Raw genomic sequence first — 18,183 nt, forward strand, 5'->3', positions numbered from 1 at the left:
CCCTCTCAGGTACCGGTGGCACACACCTCGTAGCGGACCTTGTGCTCGTCCAGGTCGCGCAGCGCCTCCGCCGACGCCCCGTCGTCGACCAGGACCAGGTCGAAGCGGGACAGCGGGGCGACCCGGTGCAATGCGACCCGGCCGAGCTTGGTGTGGTCGAGCAGCAGGACGTTGCGGGCGGCGGAGTCGAGCATCGCCCGCTTCACCGACACGATGTGCTGCTCCTGGTGGTACGCGTGGCCGCCGAGCGCCGCCGACGTCGACGCGAAACAGAGGTCCACCCGCAGCGACTGCACCGCCTCCACGCAGGACACCCCGAGGAAGGAGGAGTGCAGCGGGTCGTAGTCGCCGCCGAGGGCCATCAGGTGGATGCCGCGCTGGTCGGAGAGCAGGTTGATCGCCTCCAGGAAGTTGGTGACGACCGTGAGCGGGGTGGTCTCGCCGAGGCGGAGTCTGCGGGCGATCTCCAGCGTCGACGTCGAGTCGTCGAGGAGTATCGCCATGCCCGGCTCTATCAGCTTCAGCGCGTGCGCGGCGACGGCGGCCTTCTGTGGCCGCATGGTCTTCAGCCGGTACTGCACGTTCGACTCGAAGACCCCGGACGGCTGCGCGGTCACCCCGCCCCTGAACTTCCTTACGATGCCCTGTCGTTCGAGCTCGTCGAGGTCCCGGTGGATGGTCATCAGGCTCACCCCGAAGCGCTCGGCGAGCTCGGCCGCGGTCGCCGAGCCGTCGGCGAGCACCTGCTCGGCCATGGCGGCCTGCCGCGCCGCGGGTCCCTGCTGTCCTTGCTGTGCACCACCGGTGCTGCCGTTGCCACCACTGCTGTTGCCGCCCCCGCTGCTGTTGCTGCCGCTCATCGCTTCTCGATCCGTCGTCCTGGGCGCTCCGGCCGGTCGGCCTCGAACAGCAGCAGGTTCTCAGGCCTGACCGTCAGCCGTACCGGATCGTCCGGACGCAGCCCCGCCGCCGCCGAGCGCGGGGCGACGAGCGCGACGTGCTGCTCGCCGAGGCGGACGGTGACCTCGACGGCCCGGCCGAGCACCTCGGTGACGTACACGGTGCCGGTGAGCTCGTGGCCGGGGCCCGCTCCGAGCGCGAGATCCCGGGGACGCACGCCCACCAGCACCTCCGTACCCGGGGATGCCTGGGCGCCGACCGGCAGTTCGACCTTCCCGTCCGCCGAGCGGAAGCCGTGGTCCTCGGTGACCGTCCCCGGCAGCAGATTGATCCGCGGCCGGCCGAAGGCCCGCGCGACCTCCGTGTCGTAGGGCCGGTACCAGATGTCCTCCCGCGTCCCGGTCTGCACGATCCGCCCGTCCCGGATGACCCCGATCCGGTCGCCGAGCGCCAGTGCCTCCACGGAGTCGTGGGTGACGTAGAGGGTGGTGGTGTGCCGCACGGCGCCGATCGCCTTCAGCTCGGCCCGCATCTGCTGGCGCAGCTTGGCGTCGAGGTGGGAGAGGGGTTCGTCGAGGAGGAAGGCGCGCGCGGGCCGGACCAGCACCCGGCCGAGGGCGACGCGCTGCCGCTGGCCGTTGGACAGCTGACCGACCGGGCGGTCCAACAGGCCGCCGATTCCCAGCAGTTCGGCGATCGCGTCGATCCGGTCACGGGCCTCGGCGGCGGGCAGCCGGTAGCGGGGCGAGCGCAGCGGCGAGGCGAGGTTGTCGTACGCCGACCGGTGCGGATAGAGGGCGTAACTCTCGAAGCACATGGCCACGCCCCGGTCGTACGGCTCCACGCCGGTCATGTCCGCGCCGTCCAGCTCGACCGTGCCGGAGTCGGGCTGTTCCAGCCCGGCCACGGTCTTCAGCGTCGTCGTCTTGCCGGCCCCCGACGGTCCGAGCAGGCAGAAGAACTCGCCCTCGCGGACGTCGAGTTCCAGCCCGTCGAGCGCGGTGTTCCGCCCGTACGTCTTGCGGACACCCCGGAGCGCGATGGCGGCCGTCACGACTTCACCGCCCCGAACGACAGCCCCCGCACCAGATACCGCTGGATCGTCAGCGCGAGCAGCAGCGGCGGTACGACGGAGACCAGCGCGGCGGCGGCCGTGAGGTTGTACTTGGGCCGGTCCCCGCCGAGGAAGGACAGCGCGCCCACCGTCACGGTCTGCGCCTGCGAGGAGGTGAGGATGAGCGGGAAGACGAAGTTGTTCCAGGCGAAGATGAAGGCGAGCAGCGACACGGCCGCGATCCCCGGCTTGACCAGCGGCAGCGCGACCTTGAAGAACGCCTGCTTGCGCGTGTAGCCGTCCATGAGTGCGGCCTGCTCCAACTCCGGTGTCAGATCGGCGAAGTACGACCGCATGATCCACACGATCAGCGGCAGGGTGACGAGTTGCAGCACCCACACCATGCCGACGTACGTGTCGAAGAGGCCGAGCTTCTGGTAGAGCACGAACAGCGGGATGATCACGGTGAGTTCGGGCGCGAAACGGAACGACAGCAGCGTGAACATCAGGTTCTCGGAGCCCCTGAACCGCCAGCGCGCCGACGCGTACGCCGCCGGAAGCCCGACCACGAGCGAGAGCGCCACCGCGCCCACCGACACGACCAGGCTGTTGACGAAGAAGCGGACGAAGGGGATGCCCTCGCTGTCGCCGAGCACCGTCCGATAGGAGTCGAGGGTCGGGGTGAAGGAGAAATACGTACTGAAGAGCTGGTCGGCGGGCTTCAGCGAAAGGATCACCATCCAGGCGATCGGGAAGAGCGCGAAGACGAAGTAGAGGATGAGCGCGGCGTCGGCCAGCCAGCCCAACAGGCGTGTTTTCCAGCTCACTTGGTCACCTCCGCTGCCCGGCGCTGGATCCTGCCCAGGTGGCGGACCAGCACCATCGCCGCCAGATACACCACGGCCCAGAGCACGATCGTGTAGCTGATCCCGAACGAGTAGCGCTGGAAGCGGATCGCCTCCAGATAGGCGCGGATCTGGAGCACCATCGTGGAGTCGCCGGGCCCGCCCTCGGTGAGGGCGTAGATGATGTCGAACACCTTCAGCGAGTCCATGAACCGGAAGATCACCGCGACCAGGACGTACGGCCACAGCATCGGCAGCGTGAGCCGCCGGAAGGTGTACCACCAGCCCGCGCCGTCCACCGCCGCCGCCTCGAAGGGGGAGGTCGGCAGTGAGCGCAGCCCGGCAAGGGCCAGGATCGCGACGAACGGGGTGTAGACCCACACGTCGACGGCGATCGACGAGAGCAACGCACCCGTCGGGGTGTCCGTCCACTGAACTCCCCCGAGGCCGAAGGGTTTCAGCAGGTGGTTGATCACGCCCACGGACGGCTGCAGCATCAGCTTCCAGATGATCGCCGCGATGACGGGCGCGATCATCAGCGGCAGGATAAGGATCTTCTCCAGCACCCGTCCGACGATCGACGACCGGTGCAGCAGCAGGGCCACGGCGACTCCGAGGACGGTCTCGACCGCGGCAGCCCCCACCGCGTACATCACCGTCACCCGGGCCGAGTCCCAGAAGGCCGACTGGGTGAAGACGGTGCGGTAGTTCTCGAAGCCCACCATGTCCGGCTGCGGCTTGCTCGCCGAGAAGTCGAACAGCGTGTAGTAGAGGCCGAGTCCGAAGGGATAGAGGATTCCGCCGGTGAGCAGCAGCGCGGGCACGATCAGCAGGTACGGGCGCAGCCCGCGCCGCCAGCGCGGGACAGCCCGTACCCGCCGCGCGCCCTCCTTGCGTGAGGCCGCCCCGTGGTCGGTCTCCGTCAACGAGGTCATCCGCGTCAACTCACCTTGGCAGCCAGGTCACTTGCCAGGCCGTTGAGCACGGACTTCGCGTTCTTGCCGCCGTAGATCTCCTGGAGCGAGGCCGCCCAGCTCGTCGTCGCGTCGAAGAACTGCTCCTGCGGGGTGAACTGGATCTTCGTCTGGTCGACGACCGTCTCGAAGGTGTCGATGAAGCCCTCAAGGTGCTTCATCTTGTCCTTGTACGCGCCGTCCTGGCTGATCGACTTCCTGACCGGGTCGATGTGGTTGTACGTGATCGCGCCCTTGCGCAGATGCTCCTTGCCGGTGGCCCATTGGAGGAACAGCCAGGCGGCGCTCTTCCTCTTGCTCTTGGCGTTCATGCCGAGCGACCAGATCCACATGTTGGTCGCGAGCGAGCCGTCCGGCCCCTTCGGCCCCGGGTGGAAGGCGATCTTCCCGGAGGCGGGACTCGCCCCCCGCACCGCCTGGAAGTACGCGGCCGTGTCCGCGTCGAAGAGCATCCCCGCCTTCTTCGCGCCGAGGTCGCTGGAGCACTGGTACCAGGTGTACGACGTCCACGACGGCGGGCCGCCCTGCTTGACCATGCCCGCCCAGTCCTGGGTGAAGGCGATGGCCTCCGGGGTGTTCATGGCGGGCTTGAGCTTGCCGTCGGTGACCGTGAAGTCGTGCAGTCCGTTGCGCGCGTACATCGTCATGAAGCCGGGGTGGATGGTCGCCCAGCTCCTCGACCCGCGCACCGCGATGCCGTACATGCCGTCGAAGCCGGCCCCCGGCGCCTTGCGCTTGATGACCCCGGCGAGCTCCCGGAGCTCGTCGAAGCTCTCGGCGGGCCTGAGGCCGAGCTTCTTGAAGACCTCCGTGTTGTACGCGACGACGTTCGTCTCCCAGCCCCACGGCAGCGCGTACTGCCCGCCCTGTCCGAGCGGTGCGCCCGCCTTGAGGGACCACTGGTCGGCCTGAAGGAGGTTCGGGAAGAAGTCGGCCTGGTCCCATTCATCGCCGGTGGCCGAGGAGTTGCTCATCCACGGTCCGAGATCCTCCAGCCAGCCGGGCGGCCCGTACTGCCAGACCATGTAGGCGCCGAGCATGAAGACGTCGTACGAGGCGCGGCCGCTGGAGAGGTCGACGGTGAGCTTGTCGAAGTAGTTGTCCTCGGGGAAGACGTCGTACTCGACCTTGATGCCGGTCTTCGCGGTGAACGCCTTCAGGTCGGCGATCAGCGCGTCCGTGTACGGGTGCTTGTTCAGCAGCGCCTTGACCGTCGTGCCCTTCTCCCGCTTCCAGTCGAAGGAGCCGGTCACGTCGGCTGCGGCCGACCCGTCGTTCTTCTTGTCGTCCCCGCCGAACCCGGCACCGCAGGCACTCAGCAGCGGTGCGGAGGCCGCGGCGGCGGCCAGCGCGAGGAAGCGTCGGCGGTCGTGCACGTGCGTGTCCATCCGTGACCTCCACGTCGGGTCCGGTTCGGTGCTGCATTCATCCGGGGGATAACCCCCGGGCCCCCAGCCGGAAAGACGGGTCGGCGGGGCCGCCCGGCGATGACACAGCGCGGTCGGCTGGTTAACACGTTGAGTCGACTCGTTAACAGAGGGTGTAACGGCCGGGGTTGACCGTCAATCCCTCGCGCAAGTGAAAATCTCAGGGCAGAGTGAGAAGTTCACAGTCTGCATCGCGATGTCTGGGAGGTCCGGATGGCGTACGAGGGTGATGCCTGGCTGGGGATCGACCTGGGCACGCAGAGCGTCCGCGCCCTCGTCGTCGACGGCGCCGGACAGGTCCTCGGCAGTGGTTCGGCGCCGCTCACCGGGCGGCGGTCGGGTACGCGCCACGAACAGGACCCGGGGGAGTGGTGGGACGCCGTCGGTACGGCATCCCGGGCGGCCCTCTCCAAAGGTGCGAGCGGGCGGATCGCCGGGCTCGCGGTGTGCGGCACCTCAGGAACCGTGCTGCTCACGGACGGCTCGGGCCGACCGCTCGGCCCCGCCCTGATGTACGACGACGGACGCGCGGCGGAGGAGGCGGCGCGGGCCCGCGAGGCGGGGCTGCTGGTACAGAACGGCTGGGGGCTGCCGAAGGCGATGTGGCTGTTGCGCGCGTACGACGGCGCCGGGCGGGCCCGCGCGTACGACGGCGCCGGGCGGGCTCGCGGATACGACCGTTCGCGGGACGTCCGCCTCGCCCACCAGCCCGACGTCATCGTCACCCGCCTCACCGGGCACCCGACACCCACCGACTCCAGCCACGCCCTCAAGACCGGCTACGACCTGGAGCGTGCCGCCTGGCCGTCCGCCGAGCTCGCCGAACTCGGCATCCCCGACGGCCTGTTGCCCGATGTGGTACCTCCCGGAACCCGCCTCGGCGTGGTCGGCCCGGCCGCCGCCGAGCGCACCGGCATCCCCGCGGGCACCCCCGTGATCGCCGGGATGACCGACGGCTGCGCGGCCCAGATCGCCTCGGGCGCCCTGCGCGAGGGCTCCTGGAACTCGGTGCTCGGGACGACCCTCGTGCTCAAGGGCGCCGCGTCGCGACCGGTACGGGACGCGACGGGCGTCGTGTACAACCACCATGCACCGGACGGGAGTTGGCTGCCCGGTGGAGCGTCCAGCGTCGGCGCGGGCGCCCTCGCGGCGTACCTCCCGGGCGCCTCGCCCGCCGCCATGGACCGGGCCGCAGCGGCCTTCGAACCCGCGTCCGTCCTCGCGTACCCCCTCGCCTCACCCGGCGAACGCTTCCCCTTCCTCGCCCCGGACGCCACCCGCTTCGTCCTCGGCGAGCCCGCCTGCGACGCCGACCTGTGGGCCGCGCTCCTCCAGGGCGTCGGCCTCGTGGAACGGCTCTGCCTGGACTACCTGCACCACCTGGGTGCCCCGCTGGACGGCCCGCTCACCTTCACGGGCGGCGCCGCCCGCAGCGCGTACTGGAACCAGCTGCGCGCCGACATCCTCGGCCGCCCCGCCCGCGTCCCCGAACAGACCGAACCCGCCCTGGGCATGGCCGCGTTGGCGGCATACGGCGCGGGCGCGGCCGCCACGCTCGCGGACGCCGCCGACCGCATGGTCCGTGTCCGCACGGTCCTCGCACCCCGCCCGGCACGCACGGCGCTCTTCGCGGATCCGTACGCGCGACTGGTCGACGAGCTGGAGCGGAGAGGCTGGTTGCCCGCGTCCGTCGCCGGGCACGCGCGGGCACGCCTCGACCGGGATACTGCGGGGTCATGAGTACGACGACCACGACCCTGTTGCTGGCCCGGCACGGGCAGACCATCTGGCACGCCGAGAACCGCTACGCCGGCGTCAGCGACGTCCCCCTCACCGACGAGGGCCGAGCCCAGGCGGAGGCCCTCGGCCGCTGGGCCGCCGCGCACCCGGTGGACGCCGTCTGGACGTCCACCGTCTCCCGCGCCGTCGCCACGGCCGACCCCGCCTGCCGCGCCCTCGGCCTCACCCCGCACCGCGAACCCGCCCTTCGGGAGTGCGACTTCGGGGTCGTGGAGGGCCGCACACTCGCCGAGTTCGAGGCCGAGAACCCGCAGCGGGCGAAGGCGTTCCGGGCGGATCCGGTGTCGTACCCCTTCCCGGAGGCGGAGGACCCCCGCACCGCCGCGGCGCGCGGCGTGCACGCCCTGCGCCGCATCGCCGCCGCACACCCCGGCGAACGCGTCCTGGTCGTCGCCCACAACACCCTGCTCCGTCTGGTCCTCTGCTCTCTGCTGTCCATCCCGCTGGGCGAGTACCGCCGCGTCTTCCCGCGACTGCGCAACGCGGCGGTGACGGAACTGCGGGTGCAGGACGGGGCTGTCGCGCTGCTGTCCTTCAACGTGCCGTGTGCCTAGCGGCTACGGCCGCCACGTGCCGTGCGCATGCGGCTACGGCCGTCGCAGCAGCCCGAGTTCATGCCCAAAAGCCTGCTTGAGCTGGGCAGTTGGGAGACAGAGGTACTCGGTTGAACGTGCCGTCCACCGATCGGTGGACCCCGGAGCGGGGGAAAGCCCCCGCGAGTCAGGTCCTCGCGGGGGCTTTCCTTCCATCCGCCTGCCACGTGAAGGGTGAGAAGACGATCACGAGCAGGACGTTTCATACATGCCTCAGGGGGTCAGCGGCAACACGTCCGCCCGGGACTTGGCCGCTTCGTAACGCCGGGCCACGTCCTGCCAGTTGACGACCTGCCACATCGCCTCGATGAAGTCGACCTTCTGGTTCTCGTACTGGAGGTAGAAGGCGTGCTCCCAGGCGTCGAAGACGAGGAGCGGCACCGAGCCCTGGCCCACGTTGCCCTGATGGTCGTAGATCTGCTCGACAATGAGGCGGCCGCTCAGCGGCTCGTACGCCAGGACGCCCCACCCCGACCCCTGCGTGGTCGCGGACGCCTTCGTCAGCTGGGCCTTGAACCCGGCGAAGGAGCCGAACGACTCGGTGATGGCGTCCGCGAGGCCGCCCACTCCGTCCGCGGCGAGGGGTTCGCCGCCGCCGTCCCCGGTCATGTTCGTCCAGTAGATGCTGTGCAGGATGTGCCCGGAGAGATGAAAAGCCAGGTTCTTCTCCAGCCCTCCGAGCTTATTGCAACTAGCTTGCAATTACACGCTAGCAACAAAAAGGCCCCCGCGTGTGCCACGCGAGGGCCTTTCGGCAGTTGAGAGACGTCAGCTCCTGGCGCGCGCCCGCTGCCAGGCGTAGCCGACCGCCGCCAGGAACAGCGTCATCCCGCCCGTCGAGTAGAGCTGCACCCGCGTGTCCGGCTCGCGTGCCATCAGGACGAAGATCGCGACCATCCCGGCCAGCGCCACCCAGGTCAGCGCCGGGAACAGCCACATCCGCACGACCAGCTTCTCCGGCGCCTCACGCTCCACCGTGCGCCGCAGCCGCAGCTGCGAGACCGCGATGAAGATCCAGACGACCAGGATCACCGCGCCGATCATGTTCAGCAGCCAGGGGAAGACGTCGTCGGGCCGCCAGTAGCTGAGCACCACGCAGACGAAGCCGAAGACGCAGGAGACGAGGACGGCGACGCGCGGCACACCGGCCGACACCTTGCCCAGGGCCTGCGGGCCGTGGCCGCGCTCGACCAGGGAGTACGCGATGCGCGAGGAGCCGTAGATGTTGGCGTTCATCGCCGAGAGCAGGGCCACCAGCACGACCACGTTCATCAGCTGACCGGCGCCCGGGATGCCCAGGTGGTCGAGGGCGGCGACGTACGGGCCCTTCTCGACGACTTCCTTGGAGTCCCACGGGACGAGCGTGACGATGACCGCCATCGAGCCGATGTAGAAGAGCGCGATGCGCCACATCGCCGTACGGACGGCGCTCGCGACGCCCTGGACCGGGTTCTCCGACTCGGCCGCCGCGATCGTCACGGTCTCCAGACCGCCGTACGCGAAGACCGACGCGAGCAGGCCGATGACGAGCCCCTCGCTGCCGTTCGGCAGGAAGTCGCTCAGGTTCGAGCTCCCCGGAGAGTCCGTGCCGGGCAGCACCCCGGCGATCGCGAGTACGCCGAGGACGAGGAACAGGCTGATCGCGCCGACCTTCAGCGCGGCGAACCAGAACTCGAACTCGCCGAAGTTCTTCACGGCGGCGAGGTTGGTGACGCAGAAGACGACCATGAACAGCGCCACCCACGCCCACTCGGGCGTGCCCGGCAGCCAGCCGGTGACGATCTTCGCGGCGCCGATGCCCTCCAGGCCCACGGCGGTGCAGAGCAGCACCCAGAAGGACCAGCCGGCGGTGAAGCCCGCCCAGGGCCCGATCGCCCGCTCCGCGTGCGCGGAGAAGGAGCCGGACGACGGATACGCGGCCGACATCTCGCCGAGCATCCGCATCACCAGCATGACGAGCAGGCCGGAGACGGCGTACGCGATGACGATGGAGGGTCCGGCGGCGGCGATGCCCGCGCCGGAGCCGACGAACAGGCCCGCGCCGATCACACCGCCGAGGGCGATCATCGAGAGGTGGCGCTGCTTGAGCCCGTGGGAGAGCGAGACGTCCGTGCCGGGGGTGCCGGGCGGGGAGTCGAGGGTGGTGCGGGACATGAGAGCAGGTGGTCCCTTGCGTGCGAGTACGTGCGGGTGGGCAAAAAACCCCCACAGTCTGGGCAGCCTCTCCGCTCAGAGGGAGGGGCTGCCCAGTATGCGGACACGCAGGGTGCGGAGCGTGCAGGCCCGGTTACGCGGCCGGGGTATGGACCGAGGTGTAGTGCGAGGCGTCGCCCGCGATCGAGTAGCTCTCCTTGCCCTCGATGCCGACCGGCACGTCACCGGCGACGGTCACGCGGTGCAGGCGGCGCGGCAGGCCGTCGTAGTTGTCGACGGCGTAGTGCTGGGTGATCCGGTTGTCGAAGAGGACGAGCTGGTTGGGGGACCAGCGCCAGCGCAGGATGTTCTCCGGCCGGGTGACGTACGCCTGGAGGAGATCGAGGATCTTGCGTGACTCGCCCACCGACAGGCCGACGATCCGCTGCGCGAACCCGCCGATGAACAGCCCGCGCTCACCGGTCAGCGGGTGGACCCGGACGACCGGGTGGGCGGTGCGGTACTTGATCGAGGTGAACTGGGCGCGCTGCGCGGCCTTGTCCTCGTCGATCTCCTCCTCCGGTACGGCGTAGTCGTAGTCGTTGGTGTGCTCGGCCCACAGGGTGTCGGCGAGCAGCCGGAGCGGCTCGGGCAGGTCGCGGTAGGCCCCCGCCGAGCTGGCGATCAGGGTCTCGCCGCCGTACGGCGGGACGGTGAGGCTGCGCAGGGTGCTGGCCTGCGGCGGATTGAGGACGAACGTGACGTCGGTGTGCCAGTGGTTGGCGCGGCCCCGCTCGCTGTCGACGGGCAGCACGTTCGGGGCGCCGGCCACGGCGGGCACGGTCGGGTGGGCGGTGGTGAGGTCGCCGAAGTGGCGGGCGAAGGCCTGCTGGCCCTCGTCGTCCAGATCGACGTCGTCGAAGACCAGCGCCTTGTGCTCGTTGAGTGCGGCGCGGAGGGCGGCGACGGTTTCGTCGTCGAGAGGCTTGGCGATGTCGACGCCGGATATCCGGGCGCCGATGTTGCCGGTGACCTTGTGGATTTCGATGTCAGCCATGTGCGGTGGGTCCTTTCAGACGAGGGTGCCGGCGTACTGGTTGGCGGGGCGGGGGAGTCCGTATCTCTCCCGCAGGGTCCGGCGGTGCCCGTATTCGGTACGGAGCAGGCCCCGGGCGCGCAGGATCGGGACGACCTGGTCGACGAAGAGTTCGAGGCCGGACGGCAGCACGGCGGGCATGATGTTGAAGCCGTCGGCCGCGCCCTGCCGGAACCACTCCTCGATCGCGTCGGCGACCTGCTCGGGCGTACCGGCGAAGGTCAGGTGGCCGCGTCCGCCGCCGAGTCGGCCGATCAGCTCGCGGACGGTGAGCCGCTCGCGCCGGGCGAGCTCCACGACGAGCGTGTACCGGCTCTTGGCCCCCTCGATCGCGCTCTCCGGCGGAAGGCCGGCGGGCAGCTGCGCGTCGAGGTCGAGGGTGCCCGGCTCCAGGTGGAGGAGGTGTTCGAGGCGGTAGAGCCCGTGCTCGTACACGATGTGGTCCTCGAGAACACGCTCGTGGGCGCGCGCCTCGGCCTCGGTCGAGCCGATGACCGGGACGATGCCGGGCAGGATCTTGATGTGATCGGGGTCCCGACCCGCTTGTGCCGTACGGGACTTGAGGTCGGCGTAGAAGTCCTGCGCGTCCTTGAGCGTCTGCTGGGCGGTGAAGACGGCCTCGGCGTAGCGCGCCGCGAACCGCTTGCCGTCCTCCGAGGAGCCCGCCTGCACGAGGAGCGGGTAACCCTGCGGTGTGCGGGGCACGTTGAGGGCGCCGTCGACGCTGAAGTACGTCCCCTTGTGGCGCGCCGGATGGATCTTCCGCTCGTCGCCCCAGACTCCGGCCGCCTTGTCGGCGACGACCAGGTCGTCCTCCCAGCTGTCCCAGAGCTTGAGCGCCACGTCGAGGAACTCGGCGGCGCGCTCGTAGCGGGTGGCGTGGGCGGGCTCGTCGTCGAGCCCGAAGTTGCGGGCGGCCTCCGCGCCGGCGGTGGTGACGATGTTCCAGCCCGCCCGGCCACCGCTGAGATGGTCCAGGGAGGCGAACCTGCGGGCCAGGTTGTAGGGCGAGTTGTAGGAGGTGGAGGCGGTGGCGATCAGGCCGATGTGCCGGGTGGCGGTGGCGATCGCCGTGAGCAGGGTGATGGGTTCGAGGGCACCGGACGGGCGCTGGCCCACGCTGTTGAAGAGGACCGGGCCGTCGGCGAGGAAGAGCGAGTCGAACGTCCCGCGCTCGGCGATACGCGCGAGGTTGACGTAGTGGGCCAGTTCGACGTGCGCGTACGGGTCGCTCTCCGGCAGCCGCCAGGAGGCTTCGTGGTGGCCGGTGTTCATCAGGAAGGCGTTGAGGTGGAGCTGGCGGGTCATGCGTGGTCCTCCGTGACGCCCAGGGCGGCGAGCAGGCGCTCCCGGTACTCGCCGAGCAGCGGGTCCCGGTACGAGCGCGGATGGGGTGGCTCGATGGCCAGGTCGAGGCCGATCCGGCCCTGGTCGAGCACGAGCACGCGGTCGGCGAGCACGATCGCCTCGTCCACGTCGTGCGTGACGAGCAGCACGGAGGGCCGGTGGCGCTCCCACAGCTCGCGCAGCAGTACATGCATCCGGATCCGGGTGAGCGCGTCCAGCGCGCCGAACGGCTCGTCGGCGAGGAGCAGTTCGGGCTCCCGTACGAGGGAACGGGCGAGCGCGGCGCGCTGGGCCTCACCGCCGGACAGCTCGTTGGGCCAGGCCCGTTCGCGCCCCGCGAGGCCCACCTCGGCGAGAGCCGAACGGCCCTTCTGCGCGGCCTCCTTGCCGTCCGTACCGAGCAGCACGTTGTCGAGGACGCGACGCCAGGGGAGCAGCCGGGAGTCCTGGAAGACGACCGATACCCGTTCCGGGGCGGTGAGTTGGCCGCTTCCGGTGACGGTGTGGTCGAGTCCGGCGATGGCGCGCAGCAGGGTGCTCTTGCCGGAGCCGCTGTGCCCCAGCAGGGCCGTGAACTGGCCCGCGGGGAGGTCGAGATCGATGCCGTCGAGGACCGTACGGCCCTCGAAGGAGCGAGTGAGGCCGCGGAGTTGGACCGCCGGCCGGGTCAGCTGCTGAGTGTTCGTCGCCACGACAGCACCCTCCGTTCGATGAGGCGGACCGCGCTGTCGGAGACGAGTCCGAAGACGCCGTAGATCAGCAGTCCGACGAGGATGACGTCGCTCTGGCCGTAGTTCTGGGCCTGGAACATCATGTAGCCGAGTCCGCTGGTCGCGTTGATCTGCTCCAGCACGACCAGGGACAGCCACGAGCCGGTCACCCCGAGCCGCAGCCCGACGAAGAAGCCGGGCAGCGCGCCGGGAATGACGATCTCCCGGATGAACCGGAACCTCGACAGGCCCTGGACCTCGGCGAGTTCGACGTAGCGGTGGTCGATGCCGGACAGCGCGGCGTGCAGGTTCAGATAGATCGGGATGTAGACGACGATGGCGATGATCGCGATCTTGAAGGTCTCGCCGATTCCCAGCCAGAGGATGAACAGTGGGATCAGACCGAGGGTCGGGATCGCCCGGTTGAGGTTCACCGTCCCGTCGATCAGCGCCTCGCCGACGCGGCTGAGCCCGGCGGCCAGCGCCAGGGTCACACCGGCGGTCAGACCGAGGGCGAACCCGTATCCCGCACGCTCCAGGGACGTCAGCACATCCTTGGACAGCGTGCCGGCGGTCCACAGATGACCGGCGGTCTTCAGGACCGTCCAGGGCGCGGGAATCGCGTTGGGGTCCAATTGCCCGGCCGCGGACGCGATCGCCCACAGGGCGAAGAAGAGCGCTGGGCCGATGAGGCGGGAGGCGGGCAGCCGCTTTCCGGGGGCGAGGCCTCGGCGCCTGGTGCGTCGTGGGCGAGGGGTCCCTTCGGCGGCCGTGGCGGGGACCGCGGCGGTGGCGGTGGTGGTGGTCGTCATGGCCGTCACCTCCGGTATTCCGCCGGGACGGCCTTCGCCGCGATGCCCTCGAAGCGCCGGTCGAAGAGCGAGCCGACCTTGAACGCCTTCACGAAGCCGCCCTCGGCGAGCAGGTCGGCGGTCTCCTGCTCCCACTTCACCGCCTCGTCCCAACTCGGCGGGAAGAGAGGCTTGTTGGCGAGCTCGGTGATCGACTGGGCCTGCGCGAGGGTCAGGTTCTGTGTCTTGACGTAGAACTCCTTGTTCCAGGCGTCGGGGTGCTCGTACGCCCACACCTGGCCCTTCGCCCAGCGCGGGATGTACGCGGCGACCGCGGCGGCCTTCGCGGAGTCGGCGAGCACGGAGGTGGGCGCCCACAGCAGGTTGAGGAGGTCCACGACGTCGGTGGTGATGGTGTGCGCGCCCTTGGACCCGTACTGCTTGAGGTACGCCGGGGACTGGTTGTTGGCGAGCGGGGCGATGTCCACCTGGCCCGCCTGGAGCGCGGTGAGGAACTGGTTGCTGGTCAGCGGGACCAGGTCCACCTCGTCGTACTTCAGCCCGGCCTGCTTCAGGGCGCGCAGCAGGACGACACCCTGCGCCTGGCCCTGCGAGAAGGCCAGCTTCTTGCCCTTGAAGCCCTGGACGTCCTTGATGTCGCTGCCGGGCTTGGTGGCGAAGACGTAGTTGGGCTTGCGGGTGATGTTGATCGCGACGATCTTCGCGTCGAAGCCCTGGTAGTGCGCCTGGATCGGCGGGATGCCCGCGTTGTTGCCGACATCCAGGGACTTGGCCCGGAAGGCGTTGATGACATCGGGACCGGCGCCGATGTTCACCCAGCTGGAGACGGTGAACGGCAGTTCGCTCAGGCCCGCCAGCTTGAGCTGGAGCTCCTGCTGGCCCAGGTACGAGGCGATCTTGAGCTTCGTACCGGACGGGACCTTGTCGGCCAGCGGGGCGGACGCGGCCCCCTTGGACTGGGTGTCGGCGGCGCTGGCACCCGCGCAGCCGCTGAGCCCGGCAGCGGCTGCGACGCCGAGCAGGGAGGACAGGAACAGCCGACGGTCGACACCGGACGCGGACGGGGGCACTGGTGGCATGGGAGGACTCCGTGAGTTCAAGTGGCAGAAAAACGCGCGGAATTCCGGGCAGGGCGAATTCGGAAAGGAAAATTGCGCGCAGGAGGGGGCGCACACGCCGAAGGCGCGGCATTAAGGGGAAGCCGAGTGAGCGACAGGGAAAGACGCTGAGCGATCGACAGGGCAAGACGCCGAGTGATCGTCAACACGAGGCGCTGAGCGATCGCAATGCAAGAGGCTGAGTGATCGTCAGTGCGTCAACACGTCAACACGTCAACACGTCAACACGTCAGCAACAAAGCGTGCGTCCGACCCGCATCAGGTCGATCACACGGCACTTGGTCAGCGGAACCTGCCGCGACGGCGACAGCGCGGCACCGGCGGTCCGGTCGCGGCCCTGCCGCGACCGGATCACCGGCGAAAAGTCCTGCGCGCTGCTCATGCACAGAATGCTCCTGGCCGTGCACAACACCTGTCAACATTCGGAGTTTCTGAATTAAATCGGAGCCGCTGACAGCGTCAGCGGATCCCGGTAAAACACATCGAGAGCCACCGATCCGCCCGCCACGGCCAGCACCGAGTCCGGGAAACTGGTCGGCACGACCGCCGCCGCCCGCTCCGGTCCCACTGCCTCGCGCAGCGCGCCGAGGCAGTCCTCCCGGTGCACGGCACCCACCTCGGTGACGACGACCGTGTCCGGGTTGAGCACGTCGAGCAGCAGCCGCGCCGCCCGCCCGACCATCCGGGCCCGCTCCACCAGCAGCCGTACGGCGACGGGGTCCCCGTCGGCCGCGGCGGCGACGACGTGCATCGGGTTCACACCGTCGATGACACCTTTCTCCCGCGCCCGCCGGCACAGCGTCCGCTCGCTCAGCTCGACCTGCAGGCACCCCGTCCGGCCGCAGCCGCACCGCTCCGTACCGCCCTCCAGCGGCAGATGGGCGATCGCCCCGGCCTGCGAACGGGGGCCGTGGTGCACCTCGTCGTGGGTGGCGAAGGCGGCGTCCACGACGTTGCCGACGAAGAGGTGCAGCACGCTCCGGCTGCCCCGCGCCCGCCCGAACAGCCGCTCCCCGTTGACCAACGCCCGCGCGTGCCCGTCCACATGGACCGGCAGGCCGGTGCGCGCCCCGATCTCCTCCCGCACGGCCACGTCACGCCAGCCCAGCAGCGGGTGCTCCACGAGAGTCCCCGAGTCCCGGTCGACCCAGCCCCCCATGGCCACGCCCACGCTCAGCGGCGTACGGCCGGAGGCGTCCGCCAGCAGCGCGCCGAGCCCGTCGGCCGCCCGCGCGAGCACCCGGCCCGGCTCGGTGCCGCCGTCGTGGCTCAGCCGCCGCTCGGCGACCACCCGGCCGCGCAGGTCGAGCAGCGCGACGGTCGTGTACGGCACCGCCACGTGCACCCCGCCGACCAGGAACCGGGTGTCGTCCAGGTCGAGCGGTACGTGCGGGCGCCCGACGCCGTTCGACTGGCGGGGCGCGGGCGCCTCCCGGATCAGGCCGAGCGCGGCGAACCGGGCGCAGTAGTCGGTCACCGACGCCGGGGACAGCCCGGTCAGCCGGGCGATGGTGCTGCGGGCGACCGGCCCGTGCTCCAGCACGGACCGCAGGACGACGCTCGCGCTGGTCCGGCGGCGGGCGCTGTCGGCCACGCGGTGGCGCGCGGCGGGTCGGGAGGGTGGGGAGGGTGCGGAGGGTAGGGAGGGTGCCAGGGATCGGGGCATGGGGTACTTCCTCGGGAGCTGGTCCGACACTGCGCCGTCACGTCTCGGCGAGCCGGATCCACTCCGCCCGCCTCAGCCGCGGCGACAGGTGGCCGTGCCCTGGCGTCGCAGGTCGACATAGCGACGCGACGCGAAGTTCTCAGCCTGCGGGACCATGCGTCGAAGGGTAGGGGGTAGGCGGCGGATCGTGCCAGAGGTGGGTTTTTCACCCCGGGCGTGAGTTTCCAGCCCGTCGTGGGGGAGTTCGAGGACAAGGCCGTTGAGGCCGAAGCGGGGGTCTGGGGGCGGCAGCCCCCCGGGTACGGGAAGGGCAGGGGCGGCGGGGGCGAAAACCCTTTGGCGGAACCCCACAGTCCCGCCCCACCCCACTCCCGCGGACAAATCGATCCCACCTCAGTGACCAGCATCACCCCTCTACGGGAGTACCCGGCACTCTTTGTGGAGAGCCCACCAAGCACCGGATCCCCCCTTTGTCAGGCGCTGACGGTGATCGGCTCGGCAGCCCTGGGATAGCGTCGCAACGTCCCCAACTGCCCGCACCCGCCGGAGACCCCATGAGCACCGCTGCCGCCACGACCCGCACGGGCACCCGCCCCGGCGAGGTCCTCGCCGACCTGCTTCCCGCCTCCCGCGTCAGGGACACCGCACTCGTGCTCGGCGGCGCCGCGCTCACCGGCCTCGCCGCCCAGATCTCCCTGCCCGTGCCGGGCTCCCCGGTGCCGGTGACCGGCCAGACCTTCGCGGCGCTCCTCGTCGGCACGGCACTCGGCGCGGGCCGCGGCTTCCTGTCGCTCGCCGTGTACGCGCTGGTCGGCATGGCCGGCGTCCCGTGGTTCGCCGGCGGCGGCTCCGGCACCACCGCCCCCTCCTTCGGCTACATCCTCGGCATGCTGCTGGCCTCCACCGTCGTGGGCGCCCTCGCCCGCCGCGGCGCCGACCGCTCCGTACTGCGCACGGCGGGCACGATGCTGCTGGGCGAGGCGATCATCTACGCGGTCGGCGTCCCGTACCTGGCCCTCGCCACCGGCATGTCGGCGAGCGCCGCCATCGCGGCGGGCCTCACCCCGTTCCTGATCGGCGACGCGCTGAAGGCCGCCCTGGCGATGGGCGCGCTGCCCACCGCCTGGAAGTTCGTCAAGAAGTGATGTTGTAGTTCCTGCGGAAGAGGTTCGCCGGGTCGTACTCCGACTTCAGACCGGCGAGCCTCTTCCGCGTTTCGCCGTCGTACAGCCCCTCCGTACGATCGCCCGCCCCGAACGCGAAGTTGAGCGCGCGCCCGACCGTCCGCGGCGCCAGCACCGCGAACGCGGGTACGTGATCAGTACGCCGCCCTCCGCCGCGCCCGGCAGCCCGTGCCCGGTGGCCTGGACGCCGACCGGCAGGCCCTCGGAGGCCGCGTACGTCACCGCGGCGACCACGTCGTCGGCCGAGGGCGCGGCGAAGATCACGGCGGGCCGCTGGGCGAAACCGGTCTGGAAACCGGCGAGTTCCGCGTCGTACCCGGCGTCGCCGGGGCGCAGGACGAGCTGGTCTGCGGTGTTGTCCACGGTGTTCATGCGGCTCATCGTGGCGGCATTACCTGACAGGTCCCGTCATATTTTCCGGGAGTCGGCCGGTCAAAGGTCGGCCGGTCAAAGGTCGGCCGGTCAAAGGTCGGCCGGTCAAAGGTCGGCCGGGATGCCGCGCTCGGCATCCCGGCCCGCCTTTA

The 18,183-nt window shown here is 70.3% G+C and carries 18 protein-coding genes and 1 pseudogene; 3 read left to right on the plus strand and 16 right to left on the minus strand.

The window, feature by feature from the left end:
• Nucleotides 1-5 precede the first annotated feature (5 nt).
• The 5 genes from ACZ4WS_RS11630 to ACZ4WS_RS11650 form a co-directional block, all read right to left on the minus strand.
• A complete protein-coding gene (locus ACZ4WS_RS11630) occupies nt 6-755 on the minus strand; it encodes a DeoR/GlpR family DNA-binding transcription regulator (RefSeq protein WP_467979966.1) in 750 nt (249 codons plus the stop codon).
• A gap of 101 nt (nt 756-856) precedes the next feature.
• The gene (locus ACZ4WS_RS11635; protein ID WP_467979453.1) at nt 857-1,954 is read right to left on the minus strand and encodes an ABC transporter ATP-binding protein; all 1,098 of its coding nucleotides are present in this window, start codon (nt 1,952-1,954) and stop codon (nt 857-859) included.
• Nucleotides 1,951-2,781: a carbohydrate ABC transporter permease gene (locus tag ACZ4WS_RS11640; RefSeq protein ID WP_467979455.1), complete on the minus strand. Its 831-nt coding sequence runs from the start codon at nt 2,779-2,781 to the stop codon at nt 1,951-1,953. The genes ACZ4WS_RS11635 and ACZ4WS_RS11640 overlap by 4 nt, the downstream gene beginning before the upstream one ends.
• The gene (locus tag ACZ4WS_RS11645) at nt 2,778-3,734 is read right to left on the minus strand and encodes a carbohydrate ABC transporter permease (protein ID WP_467979457.1); all 957 of its coding nucleotides are present in this window, start codon (nt 3,732-3,734) and stop codon (nt 2,778-2,780) included. Before ACZ4WS_RS11645 ends, ACZ4WS_RS11640 begins: the two co-directional genes overlap by 4 nt.
• A gap of 5 nt (nt 3,735-3,739) precedes the next feature.
• Entirely contained in the window at nt 3,740-5,161 is a 1,422-nt protein-coding gene (locus tag ACZ4WS_RS11650; protein WP_467979459.1) for an ABC transporter substrate-binding protein, read from the minus strand.
• A gap of 252 nt (nt 5,162-5,413) precedes the next feature.
• On the opposite strand from ACZ4WS_RS11650, the gene ACZ4WS_RS11655 reads away from it, so the two are divergent.
• Nucleotides 5,414-6,940: an FGGY-family carbohydrate kinase gene (locus tag ACZ4WS_RS11655; protein WP_467979461.1), complete on the plus strand. Its 1,527-nt coding sequence runs from the start codon at nt 5,414-5,416 to the stop codon at nt 6,938-6,940.
• A complete protein-coding gene (locus ACZ4WS_RS11660; protein ID WP_467979463.1) occupies nt 6,937-7,554 on the plus strand; it encodes a histidine phosphatase family protein in 618 nt (205 codons plus the stop codon). The genes ACZ4WS_RS11655 and ACZ4WS_RS11660 overlap by 4 nt, the downstream gene beginning before the upstream one ends.
• A gap of 252 nt (nt 7,555-7,806) precedes the next feature.
• Here the strand turns inward: ACZ4WS_RS11660 and ACZ4WS_RS11665 are convergent.
• From ACZ4WS_RS11665 to ACZ4WS_RS11705, 9 genes and pseudogenes are all read right to left on the minus strand, one after another.
• Nucleotides 7,807-8,274 (minus strand): annotated as a pseudogene (locus ACZ4WS_RS11665) (superoxide dismutase); the annotation flags it as partial.
• An 87-nt stretch (nt 8,275-8,361) separates the two neighbouring features.
• Nucleotides 8,362-9,747, minus strand: a complete 1,386-nt coding sequence (locus ACZ4WS_RS11670; protein WP_467979464.1) for an amino acid permease — start codon at nt 9,745-9,747, stop codon at nt 8,362-8,364.
• 133 nt (nt 9,748-9,880) lie between these two features.
• The gene (locus tag ACZ4WS_RS11675; RefSeq protein ID WP_467979466.1) at nt 9,881-10,783 is read right to left on the minus strand and encodes a TauD/TfdA dioxygenase family protein; all 903 of its coding nucleotides are present in this window, start codon (nt 10,781-10,783) and stop codon (nt 9,881-9,883) included.
• Between the two features lie 15 nt (nt 10,784-10,798).
• Nucleotides 10,799-12,130 carry an LLM class flavin-dependent oxidoreductase gene (locus tag ACZ4WS_RS11680; RefSeq protein WP_467979468.1) on the minus strand — a complete coding sequence of 444 codons (1,332 nt, stop codon included), beginning with the start codon at nt 12,128-12,130 and terminating at the stop codon, nt 10,799-10,801.
• Nucleotides 12,127-12,861, minus strand: a complete 735-nt coding sequence (locus ACZ4WS_RS11685; protein WP_467979470.1) for an ABC transporter ATP-binding protein — start codon at nt 12,859-12,861, stop codon at nt 12,127-12,129. The genes ACZ4WS_RS11680 and ACZ4WS_RS11685 overlap by 4 nt, the downstream gene beginning before the upstream one ends.
• Nucleotides 12,837-13,691, minus strand: a complete 855-nt coding sequence (locus ACZ4WS_RS11690; RefSeq protein WP_467979472.1) for an ABC transporter permease — start codon at nt 13,689-13,691, stop codon at nt 12,837-12,839. The genes ACZ4WS_RS11685 and ACZ4WS_RS11690 overlap by 25 nt, the downstream gene beginning before the upstream one ends.
• Before the next feature lie 5 nt (nt 13,692-13,696).
• Nucleotides 13,697-14,770, minus strand: a complete 1,074-nt coding sequence (locus ACZ4WS_RS11695; RefSeq protein WP_467979474.1) for an ABC transporter substrate-binding protein — start codon at nt 14,768-14,770, stop codon at nt 13,697-13,699.
• A gap of 268 nt (nt 14,771-15,038) precedes the next feature.
• Nucleotides 15,039-15,191, minus strand: coding sequence for a hypothetical protein (locus ACZ4WS_RS11700; RefSeq protein WP_467979476.1), 153 nt, complete (start codon nt 15,189-15,191; stop codon nt 15,039-15,041).
• 54 nt (nt 15,192-15,245) lie between these two features.
• The gene (locus tag ACZ4WS_RS11705; protein ID WP_467979478.1) at nt 15,246-16,475 is read right to left on the minus strand and encodes an ROK family protein; all 1,230 of its coding nucleotides are present in this window, start codon (nt 16,473-16,475) and stop codon (nt 15,246-15,248) included.
• A 554-nt stretch (nt 16,476-17,029) separates the two neighbouring features.
• Here ACZ4WS_RS11705 and ACZ4WS_RS11710 point away from each other — a divergent pair.
• Complete coding sequence (locus ACZ4WS_RS11710; RefSeq protein ID WP_467979479.1) at nt 17,030-17,620, plus strand: biotin transporter BioY; 591 nt, start codon at nt 17,030-17,032, stop codon at nt 17,618-17,620.
• On the opposite strand, the gene ACZ4WS_RS11715 is transcribed toward ACZ4WS_RS11710, so the two are convergent.
• A complete protein-coding gene (locus ACZ4WS_RS11715; RefSeq protein WP_467979967.1) occupies nt 17,610-17,705 on the minus strand; it encodes a BBE domain-containing protein in 96 nt (31 codons plus the stop codon). The genes ACZ4WS_RS11710 and ACZ4WS_RS11715 overlap by 11 nt on opposite strands.
• The gene (locus tag ACZ4WS_RS11720; protein WP_467980006.1) at nt 17,666-18,031 is read right to left on the minus strand and encodes a hypothetical protein; all 366 of its coding nucleotides are present in this window, start codon (nt 18,029-18,031) and stop codon (nt 17,666-17,668) included. Before ACZ4WS_RS11720 ends, ACZ4WS_RS11715 begins: the two co-directional genes overlap by 40 nt.
• Nucleotides 18,032-18,183: the final 152 nt, after the last annotated feature.

This window comes from Streptomyces sp. NPDC029292, assembly GCF_055569295.1.